The sequence below is a fragment of the Burkholderia sp. MSHR3999 genome, from assembly GCF_000833595.1.
Taxonomy (GTDB): Bacteria; Pseudomonadota; Gammaproteobacteria; order Burkholderiales; family Burkholderiaceae; genus Burkholderia; species Burkholderia ubonensis.
Map to the genome: position 1 here is coordinate 1,170,261 of NZ_JRFO01000007.1, position 18,815 is coordinate 1,189,075.

The 18,815-nt window shown below is 71.0% G+C and carries 16 protein-coding genes; 4 read left to right on the top strand and 12 right to left on the bottom strand.

The window, feature by feature from the left end; genetic code table 11:
* Positions 1-35: 35 nt before the first annotated feature.
* The 4 genes from KY49_RS28745 to pdxR all read right to left on the bottom strand — a co-directional run bounded on the left by KY49_RS28745 (position 36) and on the right by pdxR (position 5,645).
* Positions 36-1,103 (bottom strand): ABC transporter ATP-binding protein, encoded by a 1,068-nt coding sequence (locus KY49_RS28745; protein ID WP_042587759.1) that lies wholly within the window; start codon positions 1,101-1,103, stop codon positions 36-38.
* Positions 1,096-2,862, bottom strand: a complete 1,767-nt coding sequence (locus tag KY49_RS28750) for an ABC transporter permease (RefSeq protein WP_042588810.1) — start codon at positions 2,860-2,862, stop codon at positions 1,096-1,098. Before KY49_RS28750 ends, KY49_RS28745 begins: the two co-directional genes overlap by 8 nt.
* A gap of 94 nt (positions 2,863-2,956) precedes the next feature.
* Complete coding sequence (locus KY49_RS28755) at positions 2,957-4,045, bottom strand: ABC transporter substrate-binding protein (RefSeq protein ID WP_042588811.1); 1,089 nt, start codon at positions 4,043-4,045, stop codon at positions 2,957-2,959.
* A gap of 103 nt (positions 4,046-4,148) precedes the next feature.
* Positions 4,149-5,645: a MocR-like pyridoxine biosynthesis transcription factor PdxR gene (gene pdxR / locus KY49_RS28760; protein ID WP_042587760.1), complete on the bottom strand. Its 1,497-nt coding sequence runs from the start codon at positions 5,643-5,645 to the stop codon at positions 4,149-4,151.
* Positions 5,646-5,749: 104 nt separating this feature from the next.
* Between pdxR and KY49_RS28765 the strand changes: the two genes are divergently transcribed.
* From KY49_RS28765 to KY49_RS28775, 3 genes are all read left to right on the top strand, one after another.
* A complete protein-coding gene (locus tag KY49_RS28765) occupies positions 5,750-6,982 on the top strand; it encodes a multidrug effflux MFS transporter (protein WP_042587761.1) in 1,233 nt (410 codons plus the stop codon).
* Positions 6,983-7,068: 86 nt separating this feature from the next.
* Positions 7,069-7,740: a response regulator gene (locus KY49_RS28770; RefSeq protein WP_042587762.1), complete on the top strand. Its 672-nt coding sequence runs from the start codon at positions 7,069-7,071 to the stop codon at positions 7,738-7,740.
* Entirely contained in the window at positions 7,737-9,143 is a 1,407-nt protein-coding gene (locus KY49_RS28775; protein ID WP_042587763.1) for a sensor histidine kinase, read from the top strand. Before KY49_RS28770 ends, KY49_RS28775 begins: the two co-directional genes overlap by 4 nt.
* Before the next feature lie 27 nt (positions 9,144-9,170).
* Here KY49_RS28775 and KY49_RS28780 read toward each other — a convergent pair whose 3' ends face one another.
* From KY49_RS28780 to KY49_RS28815, 8 genes are all read right to left on the bottom strand, one after another.
* Complete coding sequence (locus KY49_RS28780) at positions 9,171-10,037, bottom strand: MOSC domain-containing protein (RefSeq protein ID WP_042587764.1); 867 nt, start codon at positions 10,035-10,037, stop codon at positions 9,171-9,173.
* A gap of 77 nt (positions 10,038-10,114) precedes the next feature.
* Entirely contained in the window at positions 10,115-11,071 is a 957-nt protein-coding gene (locus tag KY49_RS28785; RefSeq protein WP_042587765.1) for an ABC transporter substrate-binding protein, read from the bottom strand.
* A gap of 47 nt (positions 11,072-11,118) precedes the next feature.
* Positions 11,119-12,300, bottom strand: a complete 1,182-nt coding sequence (locus KY49_RS28790; RefSeq protein ID WP_042587766.1) for a c-type cytochrome — start codon at positions 12,298-12,300, stop codon at positions 11,119-11,121.
* Positions 12,301-12,335: 35 nt separating this feature from the next.
* The gene (locus KY49_RS28795) at positions 12,336-13,154 is read right to left on the bottom strand and encodes an ABC transporter ATP-binding protein (protein ID WP_042587767.1); all 819 of its coding nucleotides are present in this window, start codon (positions 13,152-13,154) and stop codon (positions 12,336-12,338) included.
* Positions 13,148-14,236, bottom strand: a complete 1,089-nt coding sequence (locus tag KY49_RS28800; protein ID WP_042587768.1) for an ABC transporter permease — start codon at positions 14,234-14,236, stop codon at positions 13,148-13,150. Before KY49_RS28800 ends, KY49_RS28795 begins: the two co-directional genes overlap by 7 nt.
* Before the next feature lie 4 nt (positions 14,237-14,240).
* Entirely contained in the window at positions 14,241-15,290 is a 1,050-nt protein-coding gene (locus KY49_RS28805) for an ABC transporter substrate-binding protein (RefSeq protein ID WP_042587769.1), read from the bottom strand.
* Positions 15,291-15,327: 37 nt separating this feature from the next.
* Positions 15,328-16,167, bottom strand: a complete 840-nt coding sequence (locus tag KY49_RS28810) for a class II aldolase/adducin family protein (protein ID WP_042587770.1) — start codon at positions 16,165-16,167, stop codon at positions 15,328-15,330.
* 18 nt (positions 16,168-16,185) lie between these two features.
* Complete coding sequence (locus KY49_RS28815) at positions 16,186-17,259, bottom strand: LLM class flavin-dependent oxidoreductase (protein ID WP_042587771.1); 1,074 nt, start codon at positions 17,257-17,259, stop codon at positions 16,186-16,188.
* 204 nt (positions 17,260-17,463) lie between these two features.
* On the opposite strand from KY49_RS28815, the gene KY49_RS28820 reads away from it, so the two are divergent.
* Positions 17,464-18,804: an acyl-CoA dehydrogenase family protein gene (locus tag KY49_RS28820; protein ID WP_042588812.1), complete on the top strand. Its 1,341-nt coding sequence runs from the start codon at positions 17,464-17,466 to the stop codon at positions 18,802-18,804.
* The last annotated feature ends 11 nt before the right edge of the window (positions 18,805-18,815 follow it).

Genomic DNA, 18,815 nt, shown 5'->3' on the forward strand with positions numbered 1-18,815 from the left:
CGGGCGACATCCGCCGAGGTCGGCCGCCGCGCGGGTCAGCCCGCTTTCGCGAACGCCCAGCAGTCGTTGGTCGGGAATTCGAGCCAGTGCTTGCCGGCCGCGCGCGGCACGTGGCCGAACGCGCGCAGGCGCAGGTCGCCGCAATGGAACAGGTATTCCCAGCGGTCGCCGAGATACATCGACGTGACGAGGTCGGCCTGCAGCCGGTTCGCGCCGGGGCCGTCGGCGACTTGCACGCGCTCGAGGCGGATCACCGCCTGCGCGTCCTGGCCGGGTGCGAGCGTGTCGCGGGCGAGCGCGCGCAGCTGCCAGCCGTCGCCGGCGAGCGTCACGCACGCGCCGTCGACCGCCGTCACGCGCGCATCGATCCGGTTGTTGCTGCCCATGAATTCGGCCGTGTACAGCGAGCGCGGCGCGCCGTACAGCTCGGCGGGCGTGCCTTCCTGTTCGATGCGGCCGTTGCGCAGCAGCAGGATGCGGTCGGACATCGCCATCGCCTCGGTCTGGTCGTGCGTGACGCAGAGCGCCGACAGCCCGAGCGACACGATCAGCTCGCGCAGCCATGCGCGCGCTTCCTCGCGCAGCTTCGCGTCGAGGTTCGACAGCGGCTCGTCGAGCAGGATCACCGGCGGGTTGTAGACGAGCGCGCGTGCGATCGCGACGCGTTGCTGCTGGCCGCCGGAAAGCTGGTGCGGATAGCGCTCGGCGAGATGGCCGAGGCCGAGCTGGTCGAGCGCGCTCTGCACGCGGCGCTTCTGCTCGGCGGGTGCGACGCGGCGCAGCTTCAGCCCGTAGCCGACGTTGTCGGCGACGGTGCGGTGCGGCCACAGCGCGTACGACTGGAACACGAGCCCGAGCGAGCGCTGCTCGACCGGCAGGTCGACGCGTTGCGCACCGTCGAAGAACACCCGGTCGTCGAGCTGGATGCGGCCGCCGGACGGCTGCTCGAGGCCCGCGACCGCGCGCAGCAGCGTGGTCTTGCCGCTGCCGGACGCGCCGAGCAGGCACACGACCTCGCCGGCCTTGAGTTCGAACGACACGCCCTTGAGGATCGGGTTCGCGCCGTAGCTCAGATGCAGATCGTCGACGATGAGCTTATCCATGAAGTTTCACTCCGAAGCGCAGGGCCACGCCGAGACCGGCGCCGACCATCGCGATGTTGATGACAGAGAGCGCGGCGACCTGGTCGACGGCGCCGGTCGCCCACAGCGACACGAGCAGCGCGCCGATCACTTCGGTGCCGGGCGACAGCAGGTAGACGGCGGTCGAGTATTCGCGCTCGAAGATCATGAAGATCAGCAGCCACGCGGCGAGCAGGCCGAAGCGCACGAGCGGCAGCGTCACGTCGAGCGACACGCGCCCGCGCGTCGCGCCGACGCTGCGCCCGGCTTCCTCGAGCTCCGGCCCGACCTGCAGCAGCGCGCTCTGGATCAGGCGCATCCCGTACGCGAGCCACACGACCGTGTACGCGATCCAGATGCTCCACATCGAGTTCTTCAGTTCGCGCAGCCCCGGCACGAACAGGAAGATCCACAGGAACGCAAGACCGGCGAGCAGGCCCGGCACCGCGCGCGGCAGCAGCACGAGGTAGTCGAGCAGCTTCGTCGCCCAGTCGTGGCGGCGGTGGCCGGCGAACGCGACGAGCGAGTAGAAGCCGATCGCGATTGCGCCGCCGATCACGCCGATGCCGAGCGTGTTGACGATCGCGCGCACGAGGTTGTCCTGCTCGAACAGCTCGACGAAGTTCGCGAGCGTCAGCACCTCGGCGAGCGCGACGCCTTCGCCCCAGTTGGTCACGAACGCACGCAGCACGATGCCGGAGATCGGCACGATCACGGTCAGCGCGAGCCACGCGGCGACGATCGCGAGCGCGACCCAGCGCCACACGCCGAGCGGCAGCACGGTCGTGCGGCCGGCCTTGCCCTTCACGGTGACGAAGCGGTTCGCGGTCTTCAGCAGCCGGCGCTGCAGCAGCACGAGCGGGAACGTGATCGCGACGATGCACACCGCGACCGCCGCCATCAGGTGATACGACGGCACGCCGAGCTTGTTGGTCAGCTTGTAGAGGTAGGTCGCGAGCACGAGATGGCCTTCCGGGTCGCCGAGCACGAGCGGCAGCCCGAACACCTCGAAGCCGAGGAAGAACACCAGCACGCCGGCGAACAGCAGCGCGGGCATCGTCATCGGCAGGCTCACGTCGAGCGCGACGCGAAACGGCCGCGCGCCGGTCACGCGCGCCGCTTCCTCGACGTCGGAGCCGAGATTGCGCAGCGCGGCCGACGAATACAGGTACACGTGCGGCACGTGCGTAAGGCCGACGATCAGCGTGATCGCGAAGATCGAATAGACGTTCCAGGGCACGGATGCGGCGCCGAACAGCTCCTTGAACCACACCGAGTAGAAGCCGACCGGGCCGACCGCGACCACGTAGCCGAACGCGAGCACCATCGGCGACACGAACACCGGCGTGAGCAGGAGCGGTTCGAGCCAGCGGCGGCCGGGCAGGTCGGTGCGCACCATCAGGAACGCGAGGATGCCGCCGAGCGGGATCGAGATGAACAGCATCCCGCCGGCGATGATGAACGAGTTCTTCACGGCCGACCAGAAGTCGGGATCGCTGAAGATGAAGCGGAAGCCGTCGACGCCGAGCGTGCGGTTCGCGTCGAAGAACGGCGCGGACAACAGGCTCTGGAACAGGATGAAGCCGAGCGGCAGCGCGACCGCGAGGGTCAGCACCGCGATGACGATCCAGCGCAGCATGCCGGCGAGCGGCTGCAGGCTGCTGGCGCGCAGCGCGGGAATCGCGCCGCCGCCGGTCTGCGGCACGGCCGGCGGGGTGCCGGAGGTGCTGGTTGAAAGCATGAGTTCGCCCCTGCGGCCCGCGGGCCGCATCAAGAGAGTCGTCGGAAAGGGGAGGTGGCGTCGCCCGCGGCGCGGGCGACGCGCTATGCGGCGATCAGCGCTTGATCGACTGCTGCCACTGCTTGAGGAACGCGAGGCGCTTCGACTGGTCGAGGTAGACGAGCAGGCCGGTGCCGATCTGGATCGGCTTCAGCGAATCGCCGAGCTCCTTCGTGAGGCTCGCGGCGGACGTCTCGCCCGTCACGTCCGCGCGGATCGCATACAGGTTCGCCTGGTTCGCGATCAGCGTCTGGCCGCGCTGCGACAGCAGGTAGTCGACCCACAGCTTCGCGGCGTTCGGGCTCTTCGCCTTCTTCGAGATCGTCGCGAGGCGGCTCACGACCTGCGTGTAGTCCTTCGGAAACACGTAGCCGATCGACTTGTCCTTCTTCGCCTTCGCATATGCATACGAGCCGATGATGTTGTAGCCGACCAGGTTCTCGCCGGACGAGATCCGCTCCATCATCGCGCCGGTGCTCGACTGCAGCTTCGGGCCGGTCGCGCCCATCGCCTTCACGAGCTCCCACGTGACCTTCTCGTTCAGGTGCGCGTCCTGCGTGAGCGCATTGAAGCCGACGCCCGACTTCTCGATGTCGTAGGTCGTGACCTTGCCCTTGAACCTGTCCGGCTGCGCGGCGAGCAGCTTGATCAGGTCCGCGCGGGTCTTCGGCACTTCGCCGTCGGGAATCAGCCGCTTGTTGTAGACGATCGCGAGCGGCTCGAACGTGGTGCCGTACGCCTGCTTCTGGTATTGCGCCCATTGCGGCACGTGCGTGCTTTCGGGGGAATCGTACGACGCCATCAGGCCGTCGTTGACGAGCTTGACCTGCAGGTCCATCGCCGAGCTCCACAGCACGTCGGCGCTGGTGCCGTTCGCCGCGTTCTCGCTGATGTAGCGGTTGTACAGCTCGGTGCTGTTCATGTCGTTGTATTCGACCTTGATTCCGTACAGGCTTTCGAAGTCCTTGATCAGCGGGCGCACGAGGCCCGTGTCGGTCGTCGAATAGACGATCAGCCTGCCTTCCTTCTTCGCGGCGTCGACGACGCCCTGGTAGTTGCCCGGGTATCCGGCCGGAACCTGCGCCCAGGCGGCGCCGGCGACGATCGACAGGATGGCGGCGAGGTGCTTCGGTGCGAACGGCATGTCTTCCTCCAATTGCGCGTCTGTGTTGTTCGAGTGACGCGGATGGTAATTGCGGCGCACTTTCAGCCCGCTTTCATTTCTGTTCACAATGGCGCGGTTTGTGTCATGGATTTCCCGAGGTCGGCGCCAGCAGCTTGCCGAGGAGCCGGCCGCCATGCCGCGCGTGCGCGGCGGTCAACGCCGCGTAGCCGACGATCACGCCCGCCGCGAGCTCGGCACTGCGGCAAAAGCTGCGGATCGGCTGCAGCGACACGCCGGCCGCCTGGGCCCGCGCGACGTACGACGCGTCGTCCATGCCGGGCGGCAGCCACAGCACGAAATGAAAGCCCGCGTGCTCGCCCGACACCGTGTACTGCCCATTGCCGTGTTTCGCCAGTTGCTCCAGCACGAGGTCGCGTCGATGGCGGTACGCGTGACGGCTCGCGCGCAGGTGCTTCGCGAACTCGCCGCCTTCGATGAAGCGCGCCAGCGCGAGCTGCGGCGCCACGCCGACGGCGCGCGCGGTCACGCGCCACACGGCCGACAGCGCCGGCCGCAGTTCCGCCGGCACGACCATGAAGCCGACGCGCAGCCCGGAGAACAGCGTCTTGTTGAACGAGCCGCAGTAGATCACGCGATCGCACGCGTCGAGCGACTTCAGCGCGGGAAGCGGCGCGGCCTGGTAGCCGAACTCGCCGTCGTAGTCGTCCTCGATGATCCACGCCCGATTGCGCTGCGCCCAGTCGAGCAGTTCGAGCCGGCGGGACACCGACATCGTGACGCCGAGCGGCGCCTGATGCGCGGGCGTCACGTAAGCGGCGCGCGCTTCGGGATGCCGGTCCAGCGCGGCCGTCTCGATCCCCTCGCGGTCGACCGGCACGTCGATCACGGTCGCGCCCGCCATCGTGAAGATCTGCCACGCCGACGCGTAGCCGGGATCTTCCATCAGCACCGTGCTGCCGGGCGAGAGCACGGTGCGCGCGACGAGATCGATCGAATGCCGGATGCCGGTCGTGATGAAGATGTCGTCGGGCCCGCAAGCGATGCCGCGGTATTCGCGCAGGTAGCCGGCGATTTCGGCGCGCAGGCTTTCGATGCCTTGCGACGGCGTCGAACCGAGGTCGCTCGCCGTGGCCGCAAGCAGGCTCGCCCCGACGGTCTTCTTCCATTGCTGCATCGGCAGCAGGTCGGGATCGGCGAGCCGTGCGATGAACGGCACGCCCGGGCGCACCGCATGTTCCGGCGCGGCCGTGTCGGGCGCTGCTGCCGGCTCGGGGGCCGCGACGGAGGGGCGGGGGCCGCTCTCCCGCGACTGCGCGGACGCGCGCAGATAGCTGTCCGGCACCACCGCGCACACCCGCGACCCGGACCCTTGCGTCCGCGCGATGTAGCCCTCGGCGCACAACCGGTCGTAGGCCGCTTCGACCGTGCCCCGCGCCACGCCCCAGCGCGCGGCGAGGGTCCGGCTGGACGGCAGCGGACTGTCGCCGGCCAGCAGGCGTTTCAGGATCGCGTCGCGCAGCGCGTCGGCAATGCACTCCTGCTTCGACTGCGGGCTTTGCGTCGACAGCCCGGGCGGGCACGGCAGATCGAGCGGAATCGCGGCTTTGCCTCGCGTCATAGTGGTCCAGTCAGAGTTCGAATTAATGGCCCTTCAGCTTATATCACTTTCCTCCTAGATTCTTGCCGGTGACATTCCGAAACTGCTGGAGATGGATACGCCGTATGAAGGCCCGCTCGTTGCCCCAGTGGGGCTGGTTGCTCCTGTTGATGCTCGTCGTCTGCCTGCCGCGCGTGACGATCGACGCCTACCTGCCGTCGCTGCCCGCGATGGCGGACGCGCTGCACGGCACCGATGCCCAGATGCAGCTCACGCTGACCCTGTACATGGCCGGCTATGCGCTGTCGATGCTGGTGTCGGGGCCGTTGTCGGATCGGTACGGCCGCCGTCCCGTCCTGCTCGGCGGCCTGTGCCTCTACGTGGCCGCGAGCGTCGCGTGCGCGTTGTCGACGAGCATCCCGGCGCTCGTCTGCGCGCGCATCTTCCAGGCGCTGGGCGGCTGCAGCGGCACGGTGATCGGGCGCGTGATCGTGCGCGAGCGCTTTCCGACCGCGCTGCAGGCGACGATGCTCAGCCGCATCTCGGCGGGCATGGCGCTGTCGCCGGTGATCGCGCCGCTGGCCGGGAGCGCGGTCGCCGAATGGTTCGGCTGGCGCGGCGTGTTCGCGTGGCTCGCGGCAGGGGGGCTCGTCGCGACGGCGATGGTGCTGCGCCATCTGCCCGAGACCCGCGAACGCGACACGCGCCCGGCGCCGGGCCCGGGGCTGCTGCGGACCTACGCCGGGCTGCTCCGCGAGCGCCGCTTTCTGCGCTACTCGCTGGCGATCAGTCTCGTCTACTGCACCTACTTTCCGTTCATCGCTGAATCGTCGGCGCTGTTCCAGCGGCAGATGGGCGTGTCCGGCCCGGTCTATGCCGCGATCTTCGGCCTGACCGTGCTCGGGTATCTGATCGGATCGAGCGTGTTCCGGCGCAGCAGCGGCCGATGGAAAGCCGATTCCGTGATCGCGGCGGCGGCCTGCATCAACGTGGCCGGGGCCGTCATGCTGTGGGCCGGCGGCGCCGTCGCGCCCGCGTCCGCCGCGGCCATCGTCGTGCCGATGTCGTTCGTGATGGTCGCGGTCGGGATCGCGATTCCGGCCTGCCAGTTCGCGGTGATGCAGCCTTACACGACGATCGCCGGCACGGCGTCCGGGCTGTTCTTCTTCATCCAGATGGCGATCGCCGCCGGGTGCGGCGGCGTGCTGGCGTGGTGGTCGGACGGCACCGCCCGCCCGATGATCGCGGTGACCGTCTGCGCGAGCGTCGCGTTCCTGGGCGTGGTCGTCGGCCTGCGCGAGCGCAGCGCCGGGCCGGCCGGCGGCGCCGGCGCGGAGAAGGCGGAGGCGGCCGGCTGACGCGCGATACCGGTGTTTCCGAGAGGCGTCACGGCGGAAAGGATCATGTAATGTAGCGGCCTGACGTTTGCCTGACAGGAATCCAGATGCGTGTGCTGCTCGTCGAAGACAACCCGATCCTGGCGCAGTCGCTGTCCGACGCGCTGGCCGCCGCGCGCTTCGCGGTCGATCACATGGCGGACGGCGAGGCGGCGGACCACGTGCTGCGCACGCAGGATTACGCGCTGGTGATCCTCGACCTGGGGCTGCCGAAGCTCGACGGGCTCGAAGTGCTGCGGCGGCTGCGCGCGCGGCGCAATCCGGTGCCGGTGCTGATCCTCACCGCGCACGGGTCGGTGGAGGACCGCGTGAAGGGGCTCGATCTCGGCGCCGACGACTATCTCGCGAAACCGTTCGAGCTGACCGAGCTGGAGGCGCGCGCCCGCGCGCTGATCCGGCGCAGCCTCGGGCACGAGCATTCGAAGGTCGAATGCGGGCCGCTCGCGTTCGACAGCGTCGACCGCAGCTTCCGCCTGGCCGGCGACGCGCTGCCGCTCACGCCGCGCGAGCGCTCGGTGCTCGAGGTGCTGATCCTGCGCAACGGCCGCGCGATCAACAAGGAGACGCTGTCGGAGAAGATCTTCGGGCTCGACGAGTCGGTCAACGCGGACGCGATCGAGATCTACGTGTACCGGCTGCGGAAGAAGCTCGAGAACAGCGGCGTCGCGATCGTCACGCTGCGCGGGCTTGGCTATCTGCTCGAGGCGAAGGCTGAATGACGCGGCCGAACCTGCGGACGCAGGTCGCGCTGTGGCTGCTGCTGCCGCTGCTCGGCCTGCTCGCGCTCGATTCGTGGCTCACCTACCAGCGCGCGATGAGCGCCGCGCACGTCGCGTTCGACCGCACGCTGTCGTCGTCGCTGAAGTCGATCCGCGAAGGCGTGCGGCTCAACCAGGGCGAGATCGAGGTCGACCTGCCGTATCTCGCGCTCGAGATGCTCGAATCGAGCGACGGCGGCAAGATCTTCTACCTGATCCGCGAGGACGGCGGCCGCGCGGTGACGGGCTACCCCGACCTGCCGCTGCCGCGGGGGCGCGACGTGGGCGACGGCGCGCTGTTCGTCACGCGCTACTACGATGCGGTCTATCGCGGCGAGCGGCTGCGGATGGCGGCGTTGCGGCTGCCGGTGCACGACGTGCCGAGCGCGCAGTCGCGCATCGTGTGGGTGATGGTCGGCGAGACGATCGAGGCGCGCCAGGCGCTCGCGCGCGAGATCCTGATGGGCTCGCTGCTGCAGGAAGGGCTGCTCGTCGTGCTCGCGCTCGGCATCGTATGGCTCGGCGTCGGGCGCGGGCTGCGGCCGCTGAACCGGCTGTCGGCGACGGTCGCCGCGCGCGCCGAGGACGATCCGACGCCGCTCGACACCGGCGGGATGCCGAGCGAGCTCGCGCCGCTCGTCGATTCGATCAACCAGTACATCGGCCGCACGCAGCGCATGCAGGTCGCGCGGCGGCGCTTCTTCGCGGACGCCGCGCACCAGTTGAAGACGCCGCTCGCGGCCGTGCAGGCGGGCGTCGAGCTGGCGCTGCGGCCCGCCGAGCAGCCGCGCGTGAACGTCCATCTGCGGCGCGTGAACGGCGCGGTGCGGCAGGCGGCGAAGATCGTCCAGCAACTGCTGTCGCTGTCGCGGCTCGATTCGGACAGCGGGCACGCGGTCGCGCACCAGCCGGTCGCGCTGCACCGGCTCGCGCGCAGCGTGACGCTCGACTGGTCGCCGGTGGCCCGCGCGCGCGACATCGATCTCGGCTTCGAGCACGAGGCGGACGTGGGCGTGCTGGGGCAGCCCGATCTGCTCGGCGAGATGGTCGGCAATCTGATCGACAACGCGATCCGCTATGCGGGCGACCATGCGGTGATCACCGTGCGCGTGTCGCGCGACGATGAGCACGCGCGGCTCGACGTGATCGACAACGGGCCGGGGATTCCGGCGGAAGAACGCGATGCGGTGTTCGAGCGGTTCCATCGCGGCAGCAAGACGCAGACCGTCGAAGGCACGGGGCTCGGGCTGTCGATCGTGAGAGAGATCGCGCGGGTGCATCAGGGGAGGGTGGAGCTGGGCGATGCGGCGGGCGGCGGGTTGATCGTCACCGTGACGCTGCCCGTGCTGCGTGAGGTGGCGTAGCGGGGGCCCGCCGGGCAGCATCCGCCTTCAGTCGCCGAACCCGATTTCCGCTTCGAGCGCCTGCCCGACTTCGAGAAAACGCCCCGCGCCGCGCACGACGATCGCGTTGTTGCCGAACGTCAGCGCGCCGTCGAAATTCGGGTTCGCACGGTAGGTTTGCAGCGTGTCGGTCGGCTCGTGCGGCCATGCGGGATCGGGCGCGCCGGTGCGCTGGTCGATCGTCGGCACCGGGCAGCGCGTGCACAGCTTCACGAGGCGCAGCCGCACCGGCGTGTCGCCGTCGGCGTCGAGGTGCTCGATGTAATCCTCTTCGAACGCGTCGATGCCCGACACGACGAGGTTCGGACGGAAGCGGTCCATCGGAATCGCCGGCGCGCCCTTCGCGACGAGGCGCGCGTTCAGGTCGTCGAGCGATGCCTGGCCGATCACGAGCAGCGGGTAGCCGTCGGCGAAGCGGGTCGATGCGTCGAGCTCGCCGGTCCATTTGCGGTTGCACGCGCGCCGCGCATCGGGCGCGAAGCGCGCGAGCTTCGCCGGCATGCCGAGGAATTCGCTGAACCAGGCGGCGGTGGCGGCGCCGGTGTCGATCGCGTCGACGGTGTCGCGCCAGACGGTCGCCGCCATCTTCGGCGTTTGCGCCGACGCTTCGCCGTCGAGCGGCGTGCGCAGCTCGGGCATGCCGGGCGCGTTCAGCACCAGCGCGTCGCCGTCGAATGCGGGCTGCACGAGCGCGAGGCGCGGATGCGTGCGCTGCGTGATCATCTCGCCGGCCGGGTCGGTCACCATCCAGTGACGGTCGTATGCGAGCCCGGTGTCGAGCAGCAGCGCGCGGCGCAGCGCGATGCCGCCGCAGGATTTGATCGGGTAGACGAAAAGTTCGCTGATGGCTGGCATGGTGCTGGCTTCGACCGACGGGGAAAGTCAAAGCGCGATTGTGCCAGATCGCTCCGTGACACGTTGGTGCCTCTTCGTCAGGCCGGCAGCGGAAAGCCGCGATCGAACGTCGGACGCACGTCGAGCGGCTGGCGCAGCAAACCGGCCTTCAGGTAGAAGTCGGCCGTGCGCTGCTGCTCGGCGATCACGGTAGCGTCGATCGGCTGCCAGCGCGTGCGGCGTCGTTCGAACTGCAGCTTCGCGGCCGGCTGCGGGATGCCGATGATGCGCGCGAGCGTCGCCGAGAACGCGTCGGCATGCCGGTACGACCAGGCCTGCGCGCGCACGACGCGTTGCAGGAAGTCGCGCAGCACGTCGCGTTTCGCGGCGAGCGCGGCGTCGGTCGCCGCGACGTAGCTGAGCCCCGACCACAGGCCGCGGCCGTCGACGAGCACGCGCGCGCGGCCGCTCGTTTCCGCGAGCGCCGTGTACGGCTCCCACGTCGCCCACGCGTCGATCGAGCCGCTCGCGAGCGCGAGCATCGTGTCGGCGGGCGGCAGGAAGCGGAACGACACGTCGTCCGGCGCGAGCCCCGCCGCGTCGAGCGCCTTCAGCGTGACGAAATGGCCGATCGAGCCGCGCGTCGTGCCGACGCGCTTGCCTTTCAGGTCGGCGGCGGTCTTCAGCGGCGCGTCCGGCCGCACGACGACGGCGGTGCCGTATGGGTCGGAGCGGCTCGCGCCGATCACCTTGATCCGCGCGCCCGATGCAAGCGCGAAGATCACCGGGGCGTCGCCGATCGGCCCGCAATCCACCGCGCCCGCGTTCAACGCTTCGGCGAGCGGCGCGGCGGCCGGGAACTCGGTCCACGCGACGTCGTAGGCGAGTCCGTTCAGTTCGCCGGCCGCTTCGAGCAGCGCGCGCAGTCCGCCTTTCTGGTCGCCGGCGCGCAGCAGCGGGCGTGCGCCGGATTGCGCGCGCAGGGTGAGCGGGGCGGCGGCGAGCGTCGCGCAGGCGGCGGCTTGGGTCAGGAAATGGCGTCGGGTCGGGTTCATCGTGGGGCTCGGTCGGTCAAGGGAGGCGTCCGGTCGTGGCGCGGCCGTCAATGCGGCAGGCCGGCCTGCACGTCGCGCACCGGATCGGCGTCGAGGCGCAGCAGCAGCGCGGTCAGCGGATCGCCGCCGGCGGCCGGCGCAGAGGTTCGCGCGGAATCGGACGCGCTGCACAGCAGGTCGGCATCCGACCAGCCGGCGCTGCCGGGCTTTGCCCGCGCGCGCAGCCAGCCGCGGCGGTCGGCGAGGAATTGCGTGCCGCCGAGCGCATCGGGCGGCGTCCCCGCGATCGTCGCGAAAGCCAGCCACGCGCCGGGCGTCGCGGCGACGCAATCCGCCCGCCCTGCGACGGCCGGGACGGCGGCCGGCTCCTGCGCGATCACTAGCGTCTGCCAGCGCGCGTCCTCGGCCGGCGGCGGCGCGCCGCGCGCGAGCGCGACGACCCGCACGCGCTGGCCTTCGCGCCAGCGTTCGAGCGGCAGCGTCGCGCGCTGCCCGCCGCAGCGCACGTCGAGCGCGGGCAGCGCGACGGGCACCGGCCATGCGCCGTCCGCCTGCGCGCCGCTGCCCGCGGCGAGCGCCTTCAGGTAATCGAGCACGGCCCACGTGTCGCGCGGGCTGAGCGTCGCGCCGAAGCCGGGCATCGATTCGGCGCCGTGCGCATCGCGCATCCCGTGCCGCACGCGCCAGGCCAGCTCGCCGTCGAGGCGGCGCGCCAGCAGCGTGCCGGCGAACGTCGGCGGCCAGTGCGCGAGCGACGCGGCGAGCGGCCCTTCGCCGCGTCCGTCGGCGCCGTGGCATGCCGCGCAATGACGGTCGTACAGTCGCGCGCCATGCACCACGCTCGCCACCGAGAACGGCGCGGTATTGCGCTGGAAACTGGTCGGCGCGGCCGGCGCGAGCCACAGCGCGGCGCTCGGCCACGGCGCGCACCATGCGGCGAGCAGCGCCGCGCCCAGCGCGACGATGCGATGCCTGCGCGAAACGAGCGCGATGAACGCGAGCATTGCTGCGAGCGTTACCAGCCCGAACGCGATCGCGAGCTGCCGCGTCAGGCCCGCATCGATGCGCAGCGTCTCGATCGCGATCCGCCGCGTCCATGGCCACGCGGCCTGGCCGTCCGCATCGGCGGTCAGGCCGACGGCGTGCAGCAGCTGTGCGAGCGTCGATTGCAGTCGATACAGCGCTTGCAGGAACGCGAGCGACCATTCGGGGAACGGCGGCGCGCTCATCGGCGGCGCGCCCCGGGCAATGCTGCGCCGCGCATCTACCAGCTCGCATCGAGACCGAGATGGCGCAGCGCGTCGTGCCGCAGCGCGGCGAGGCGCGGATCGCCGCGATGGCGCGGATACGGCAGGTCGACGCGCAGTTCCGCGACGATCCGCGCGGGCCGCGGGCCGAACACGATCACGCGCTGCGCGAGGAACAGCGCTTCCTCGACGTCGTGCGTGACGAGCAGCGCGGAGAAGCGCTCGCGCTGCCACAGCGCGGTCAGCTCGGCCTGCATCGTCAGCCGCGTCAGCGAATCGAGCTTGCCGAGCGGCTCGTCGAGGATCAACAGGCGCGGATCGTTGACGAGCGCGCGGGCGAGCGCGACGCGCTGCGCCATCCCGCCCGACAACTGATGCGGGAACACGTTCGCGAAGTCCTGCAGCCCGACGCGCGCGAGCGCATCGTCGACGCGATGCTGCGCGGTGCGCTGCACGCCGCGCGCCTCGAGGCCGAGCGCGACGTTCGCGCGCACGCGGCGCCACGGATAGAGCGTCGGGTCCTGGAACACGACGATGCGCGACGGGTCGGGGCGCGCGATCGGCACGCCGTCCTGCGCGATCGTGCCGTGCCGCGCGGCGTCGAGGCCCGCGACGAGCCGCAGCAGCGTCGATTTCCCGCAGCCGCTCGGGCCGAGCAGCGCGACGAATTCTCCGGCGTCGACCGACAGCGTGACGTCGTCGAGCACCGGCAGCGCGCCGCCCGCAGCGTCGAACGCATGGCTCACGCGGCGCACGTCGATGCGCGCGCCGCGCGGCGCTTCGGCGGCCGGCGCCGACGAAGCGGAGACGGGGGAGTCGAGCGCGGCGCTTACCATTTGACGGTTCCTTTCTGCCATGCGAGCGTGCGGTCGCGCACCGCGAACAGCAGCGCGATCAGGCCGGAGAACAGCAGCGCCATCACGAGCAGCGCCGCGTACATGTTCACGTACGACGCCCAGCCCTGCGCCCAGCTCAGGTACCAGCCGAGCCCGGACTTGACGCCCATCATCTCGGCGACGACGAGCACCGTGAACGACGCGCTCAGGCCCATGAAGATGCCGACGAACACGTGCGGCAACGCGGCGGGAATCGCGACGCGCAGCACGAGGAAGCGCGCGTTCGCGCCGAGCGTGCGGGCGACGTCGTAGTACTGCTTGTCGACGCTCGCGACGCCGGACCAGGTCAGCACCGCGACCGGGAAGCCGGTCGACAGCGCGATCAGGAACGTCGCGGCCGAATAGCTCGACGGAAAGAAGTAGAAGGTGAGCGGCAGCAGCGCGGTGGCCGGCACCGGCCCGAGCACGCGCAGCAGCGGATGCACCCAGTAGCCGACCCGGCGCGACCAGCCGATCGACACGCCGAGCGCGAACCCGGCCGCGACGCCGTACGCGAACCCGACGCCGAGCAGCTTCAGCGTGTTGCCGGCGCTGCCCAGCAGGCGCGGCCAGTCGTCGACGTAGACCTCGATCAGCGCCTGCGGCGGCGCGAAGAACGGCGTCGGCAGCCAGCCGGTTTTCGCGGTGGCGATTTCCCATGCGGCCAGCACGAGCGGCGCGGCGACGAGCCACGGGCCGGCCGGCTGCACGCGCGCGAGCGGCGCGGCCACGCGCGGGCCGAGCGTCGCCAGCGCGAGCAGCAACGCGGCAATCGCCCACGCGGCCGTGCCGAAGGTGTCGGTATACGCCCAGTCGCTGAAGCCGGCGATGCGGTTCGGCCACAGCCGCGTCACCGCGCCGAGCGCGCCCCAGGCGAGCGCCGCGGCGATGCCGGCCGGCCAGGCGCGCGCACGGCGGGCGTCGGCCGCCGCCTGGGCGGTTTCGCACGTGGAGCAGGCGACGCGGGATGCCGGCGCAGCGACGAGCGTACCGGCCGGCGCCGACGTGGCGCGCGCCACGGAAACCTGTTCGAGCGTCGACATCGCGTCACCCCAGCACGTTCGCGTAGACCTGCTGCGCGAAGCGCTGCGGGTCGGTGCTCTTCTTGATCACGCCGATCCGGCGGAAGTCGTCCGCGTAGAACGCGATTTCCTGCTGCAGGTCGACGCTGGTCGGGTGGTGCGTGTACGTGAGCGTCGCATACAGCTTGCGCAGGTCTTCCGGATCGATCTTCGGCGAATACTTCGCGAACACCTTCGCGGCTTCGTTCGGATTGTCGTGCGTGAACTCGGTCGCCTGCACGATCGAGCGCGCGAGCGCGGCGGCGGCCGGCCGGTCGTTGCGCACGAGCTCGCCGCGTGCGCCGATCACGCAGCACACCTTGCGCGCGTATTCGCCGGACAGGTTCGTCGCGAGCTCCGCGTACTTGCCGGCGCTGCGCTTTTCGAGCAGATACAGGTTCGGGTCGCCGTCGGCGATCGCGTGGATCTCGCCCTTGTCCGCCGCGACGCCGAGCAGGTCGGCCGGATATTGCCGCCACGTGATGTCGCGCTCCGGATCGATGCCGTTCTTCGCGAGCAGGATCGAGAAGAAATGCTTGCCGGGCGCCGCGAGATCGCTGACGCCGACCGTCTTGCCCTTCAGCGCCTGCAGCGTCGTGACGCCGGCCGCCTTCGCGCCGATCAGCCGCACGCAGCCGCCGTGCGAGCTGCCGACGATCTTCACGTCGAAGCCCGCTTCGAGCGGCTTGAGCCAGCGATGGATCATCCCGACCGCCGCGTCGGCCTTGCCGGTCGCGATGGATTCGAGCAGCTGGTCGGTCGAGCCGCTGTAGTTGATCAGGTCGACCTTCAGGCCGTTCTTCTCGAAGAAGCCGCGCTCCTGCGCGACGACGATCGGCGTCAGGCAGAACGCGTTCTGGTTCCACGCGAACGTCAGCTTCTTCAGCGGCGTCGCGGACCACGCGCGACGGCCGAGCGTGAGCGCGGGCGCCGCGAGCGCGGCTGCGCCGGCGGCGCGCAGCAGGCGGCGGCGCTGGTCGTCATGCGCATCGTGCGTCTTGGGCGTCTTGGGCGCGGTGGCGGCGGGGTGTGTCATCGGCAGGTCTCCGGTCGTGCGGGGTGATGCGTGACGCTCAGTCGAGCAGGTCGGGTTCGTCGGCGACGATGCGCGCGTACAGGCTGTCGAACGCATGCAGCGCGCCGTCGGGGCCGCCGATCTGGCCGTGCGTATGGCGGGCGGTGTCGGCGTCGATCGGTTGCGGCGCGCCCGCCGCTTCGGCGAGCAGCTGCGTGTGCGCGGCGTTGTCGAGCGCGATGTACCACCACGCGGCCGCCTCGACGCTCGGGCCGGCGGTGAGGATGCCGTGGTTCTTCAGGATCGCGCCCTTGTGCGTGCCGCCGCCGGGCTTCGCGAGCGCCTGCGCGATCCGCGCGCCTTCGCGCGTGTCGACCACCATCCCGGTGAAATCGTCGAACAGCGCGTGATCCTCGTAGAACACGCATGCGTCCTGCGTCAGCGGATCGAGCCGGCGGCCGAGCGTCGACCATGCCTTGCCGTAGGTCGAATGCGTGTGCGCGGCGGCGACGACGTGCGGATGCGCTTCGTGGATCGCCGCATGGATCGCGAACGCGGCCTGGTTCAGCGGCCGGGCGCCGATCGCGGTTTCGCCGCGCGCGTTGACGAGCAGCAGGTCGGACACCCTGATTTGCGAGAAATGCACGCCGAGCGGATTCACCCAGAAGTGATCGGGCAGCTCCGGATCGCGCGCGGTGATGTGGCCGGCGAGGCCCGATGCGAAGCCGTGGCGCGCGAACACGCGGAACGCGGCCGCGAGGCGCTCCTGCCGATGGCGGCGCTCGGCGGCGACGTCGGCGCGCGGCGCGGGCGGGTCGAACCAGAAATGCCGGCGCGGCGCGGCGGCGAGCGCGAGGCCCGACGCGGTGCGGGTGGGCGAGGGCAGGACGGCGGACATGGCGGTCGTCTCCCGTCGTCAGGCGGCGCGGCGCGCGGCGACGGCCGCGCGCACGCGCGGAATCAGTTCGCGGCCGTAGTCGATCGCGTCGTCGAGCGGATCGAAGCCGCGGATCAGGAAGGTCGTCACGCCGAGGTCGTAGTAGTCGAGCAGCGCGTCGGCGACCTGCTCGGGCGTGCCGACGAGCGCCGTCGAATTCGAGCGCGCGCCGGTCAGCTTCGCGATCTCGGTCCACAGCCGCTTGTCGACGCGCGCGCCGCGCTCGGCGGCGGCCAGCAGGCGGCGCGCGCCTTCGCTCTGCAGCGGGCCGCCGGCGCCGAGGCCGGCCGCTTCGCGCAGCCGGCGCGTTTCGTCGAGGATCCGGTGCGCGCGCGCCCATGCGTCGTCCTCGGTCGCGGCGAGGATCGGGCGGAACGACACCGAGAAGCGCACCTGCCGGCCGTGCTTCGCCGCTTCGGCGCGCACGCGCGTCGTCAGGTCGCGCACCTGGTCGAGCGATTCGCCCCACAGCGCGTAGACGTCCGCGTGCTTGCCCGCGACCGCGAGCGCCGCGTCCGACGCGCCGCCGAAATAGATCGGCACGTGCGGCTTCTGGTGGGGCCGCACGTCGGAATAGCCCTGGCGGAAGCGGTAATGCGCGCCTTCGTGGTCGAACGGCTGCGCGTCGGTCCAGATCCGGCGCAGGATGCCGAGGTATTCGTCGGTGCGCGCGTAGCGGGCGTCGTGGTCGAGGAAATCGCCGTCACGCTGCTGTTCGGCGTCGGAGCCGCCCGAGATGATGTGCACCGCGAGCCGGCCGCGGCTGAACTGGTCGAGCGTCGCGATCTGGCGCGCGGCGAGCGTCGGCGCGGTGAAGCCCGGACGATGCGCGAGCATGAAGTGAATCCGCTCGGTCGCGGCGGCCGCGTATGCGATCGTCAGCGTCGCCGACGGCCCGGTCGAGTGGTGCGGCACGAGGATGCGGTCGAAGCCGGCCGTCTCGTGGGCGCGGGCGAAGTCGCGCACGTAGTCGGGATCGACCGCGTTGCCGGTCGGCGGATGAATCTCCGATTGCTTCTGGCTCTGGATCATGCCGATGAATTCGACGCTCATCTGGGGCTCCGCTGGGTCTTCCGGTACAGGGCTCCGGCAACGGGCCGGACTGGAGCGCAGATTACCGCCGGGATCATGCGTAACGGAAATAATCAATCTCGAATTGAATATCAGATTTGCATGGTTTGATCGATCGGGCGGCGCGCCTACGCTTGGCGTTCGCGCTCCGCTTGCGCCATGTTCTTTTCGATGGAATCCGTTTCGATGCCTGCCCGCCTTGCCGTTTCCCCGCCACCGTTACAGCCGCACCTGCAGCCGCAGCCGTTGCGGCACCTGCCCGCCGCCGACGACTACGCCGACGACTACGCCGACGCGCGCGTCGCCGCGCTGCTCGACCGGCTCGCGCCGGAACTCGCGGCCGACGCCGCGCGCAACGACGTGCTCGGCCGCTTCCCGCACGAGAACTTCGCGCGACTGCAGCGCGCGGGGCTGATCGCGCAGGTCGTGCCGCGCGACTACGGCGGCGCGGGCGCGACGCTCGCGCAGGCGAGCCGGATCGTCGCGGCGGTTGCGCGGGCCGATCCGGCGGCCGCGCTGGTGCTGACGATGACGTACCTGCAGCATCGCGCGCTCGGCCGTGCCGACAGCCGCTGGCCCGAGTCGCTGCGGCGCGCGGTGTTCGACAGCGCGGTGGCCGACGGGGCGCTGATCAACGCGTTGCGCGTCGAGCCGGCGCTCGGCTCGCCGACACGCGGCGGCCTGCCCGAGACGGTCGCGCGCCGCGACGGCGACGGCTGGCGGCTGTCCGGCCACAAGCTGTACAGCACCGGCATCCCCGCGTTGCGCTGGCTCGCCGTGTGGGCGCGCACCGACGAGCCCGAGCCGCGCGTCGGCGTGTTTCTCGTGCCGCGCGATCCGGTGCGCGGCGACCCGGGCATCCGCGTGATCGAGAGCTGGGATCATCTGGGCCTGCGCGCGTCGGGCAGCCACGAGGTCGTGTTCGACGGCGTCCGGCTGCCGGGCGATCACGCGGTGGACGTGCGCGCGCCCGACGCGTGGGCCGCGTCGGCGGCGAGCCACGTGGACCTCGACGCGCAGGGCGACCAGCAGGCGTGGATGGTTGCGCTGCTCGGCAGCCTGTACGACGCGGTCGCGCGCGCGGCGCGCGACTGGCTGGCCGGATTCGTCGCGACGCGCTCGCCGAGCGGGCTCGGCGCACCGCTCGCGACGCTGCCGCGCGTGCAGGAAGCAGTCGGCGAGATCGAGGGCTGGCTGCACGCGAACCGCGTGCTGCTCGACGACGCGATCGCGCGCGCCGACGCCGGCGCGCCGCTCACACTGACGACGAGCGGGCTCGTGAAGCGCGCCGTCACCGAGCACGCGATTCGCGTGGTCGAGCAGGCGTTGAAGCTGTCGGGCAATCACGGGCTGAGCCGCAGCAATCCGCTCGAACGTCACTATCGCGACGTGCTGTGCAGCCGCGTGCATACGCCGCAGGACGATGCGATCGCGGTCGCGGCCGGGCGAGCGGCGCTCGACGCGGCGCGGGAGGCGGAAGGCGGCGCGCAACGGGAAGCGCGTGCGCGGCGGCGCGACGGTGCGTAAGCCGCGCATGG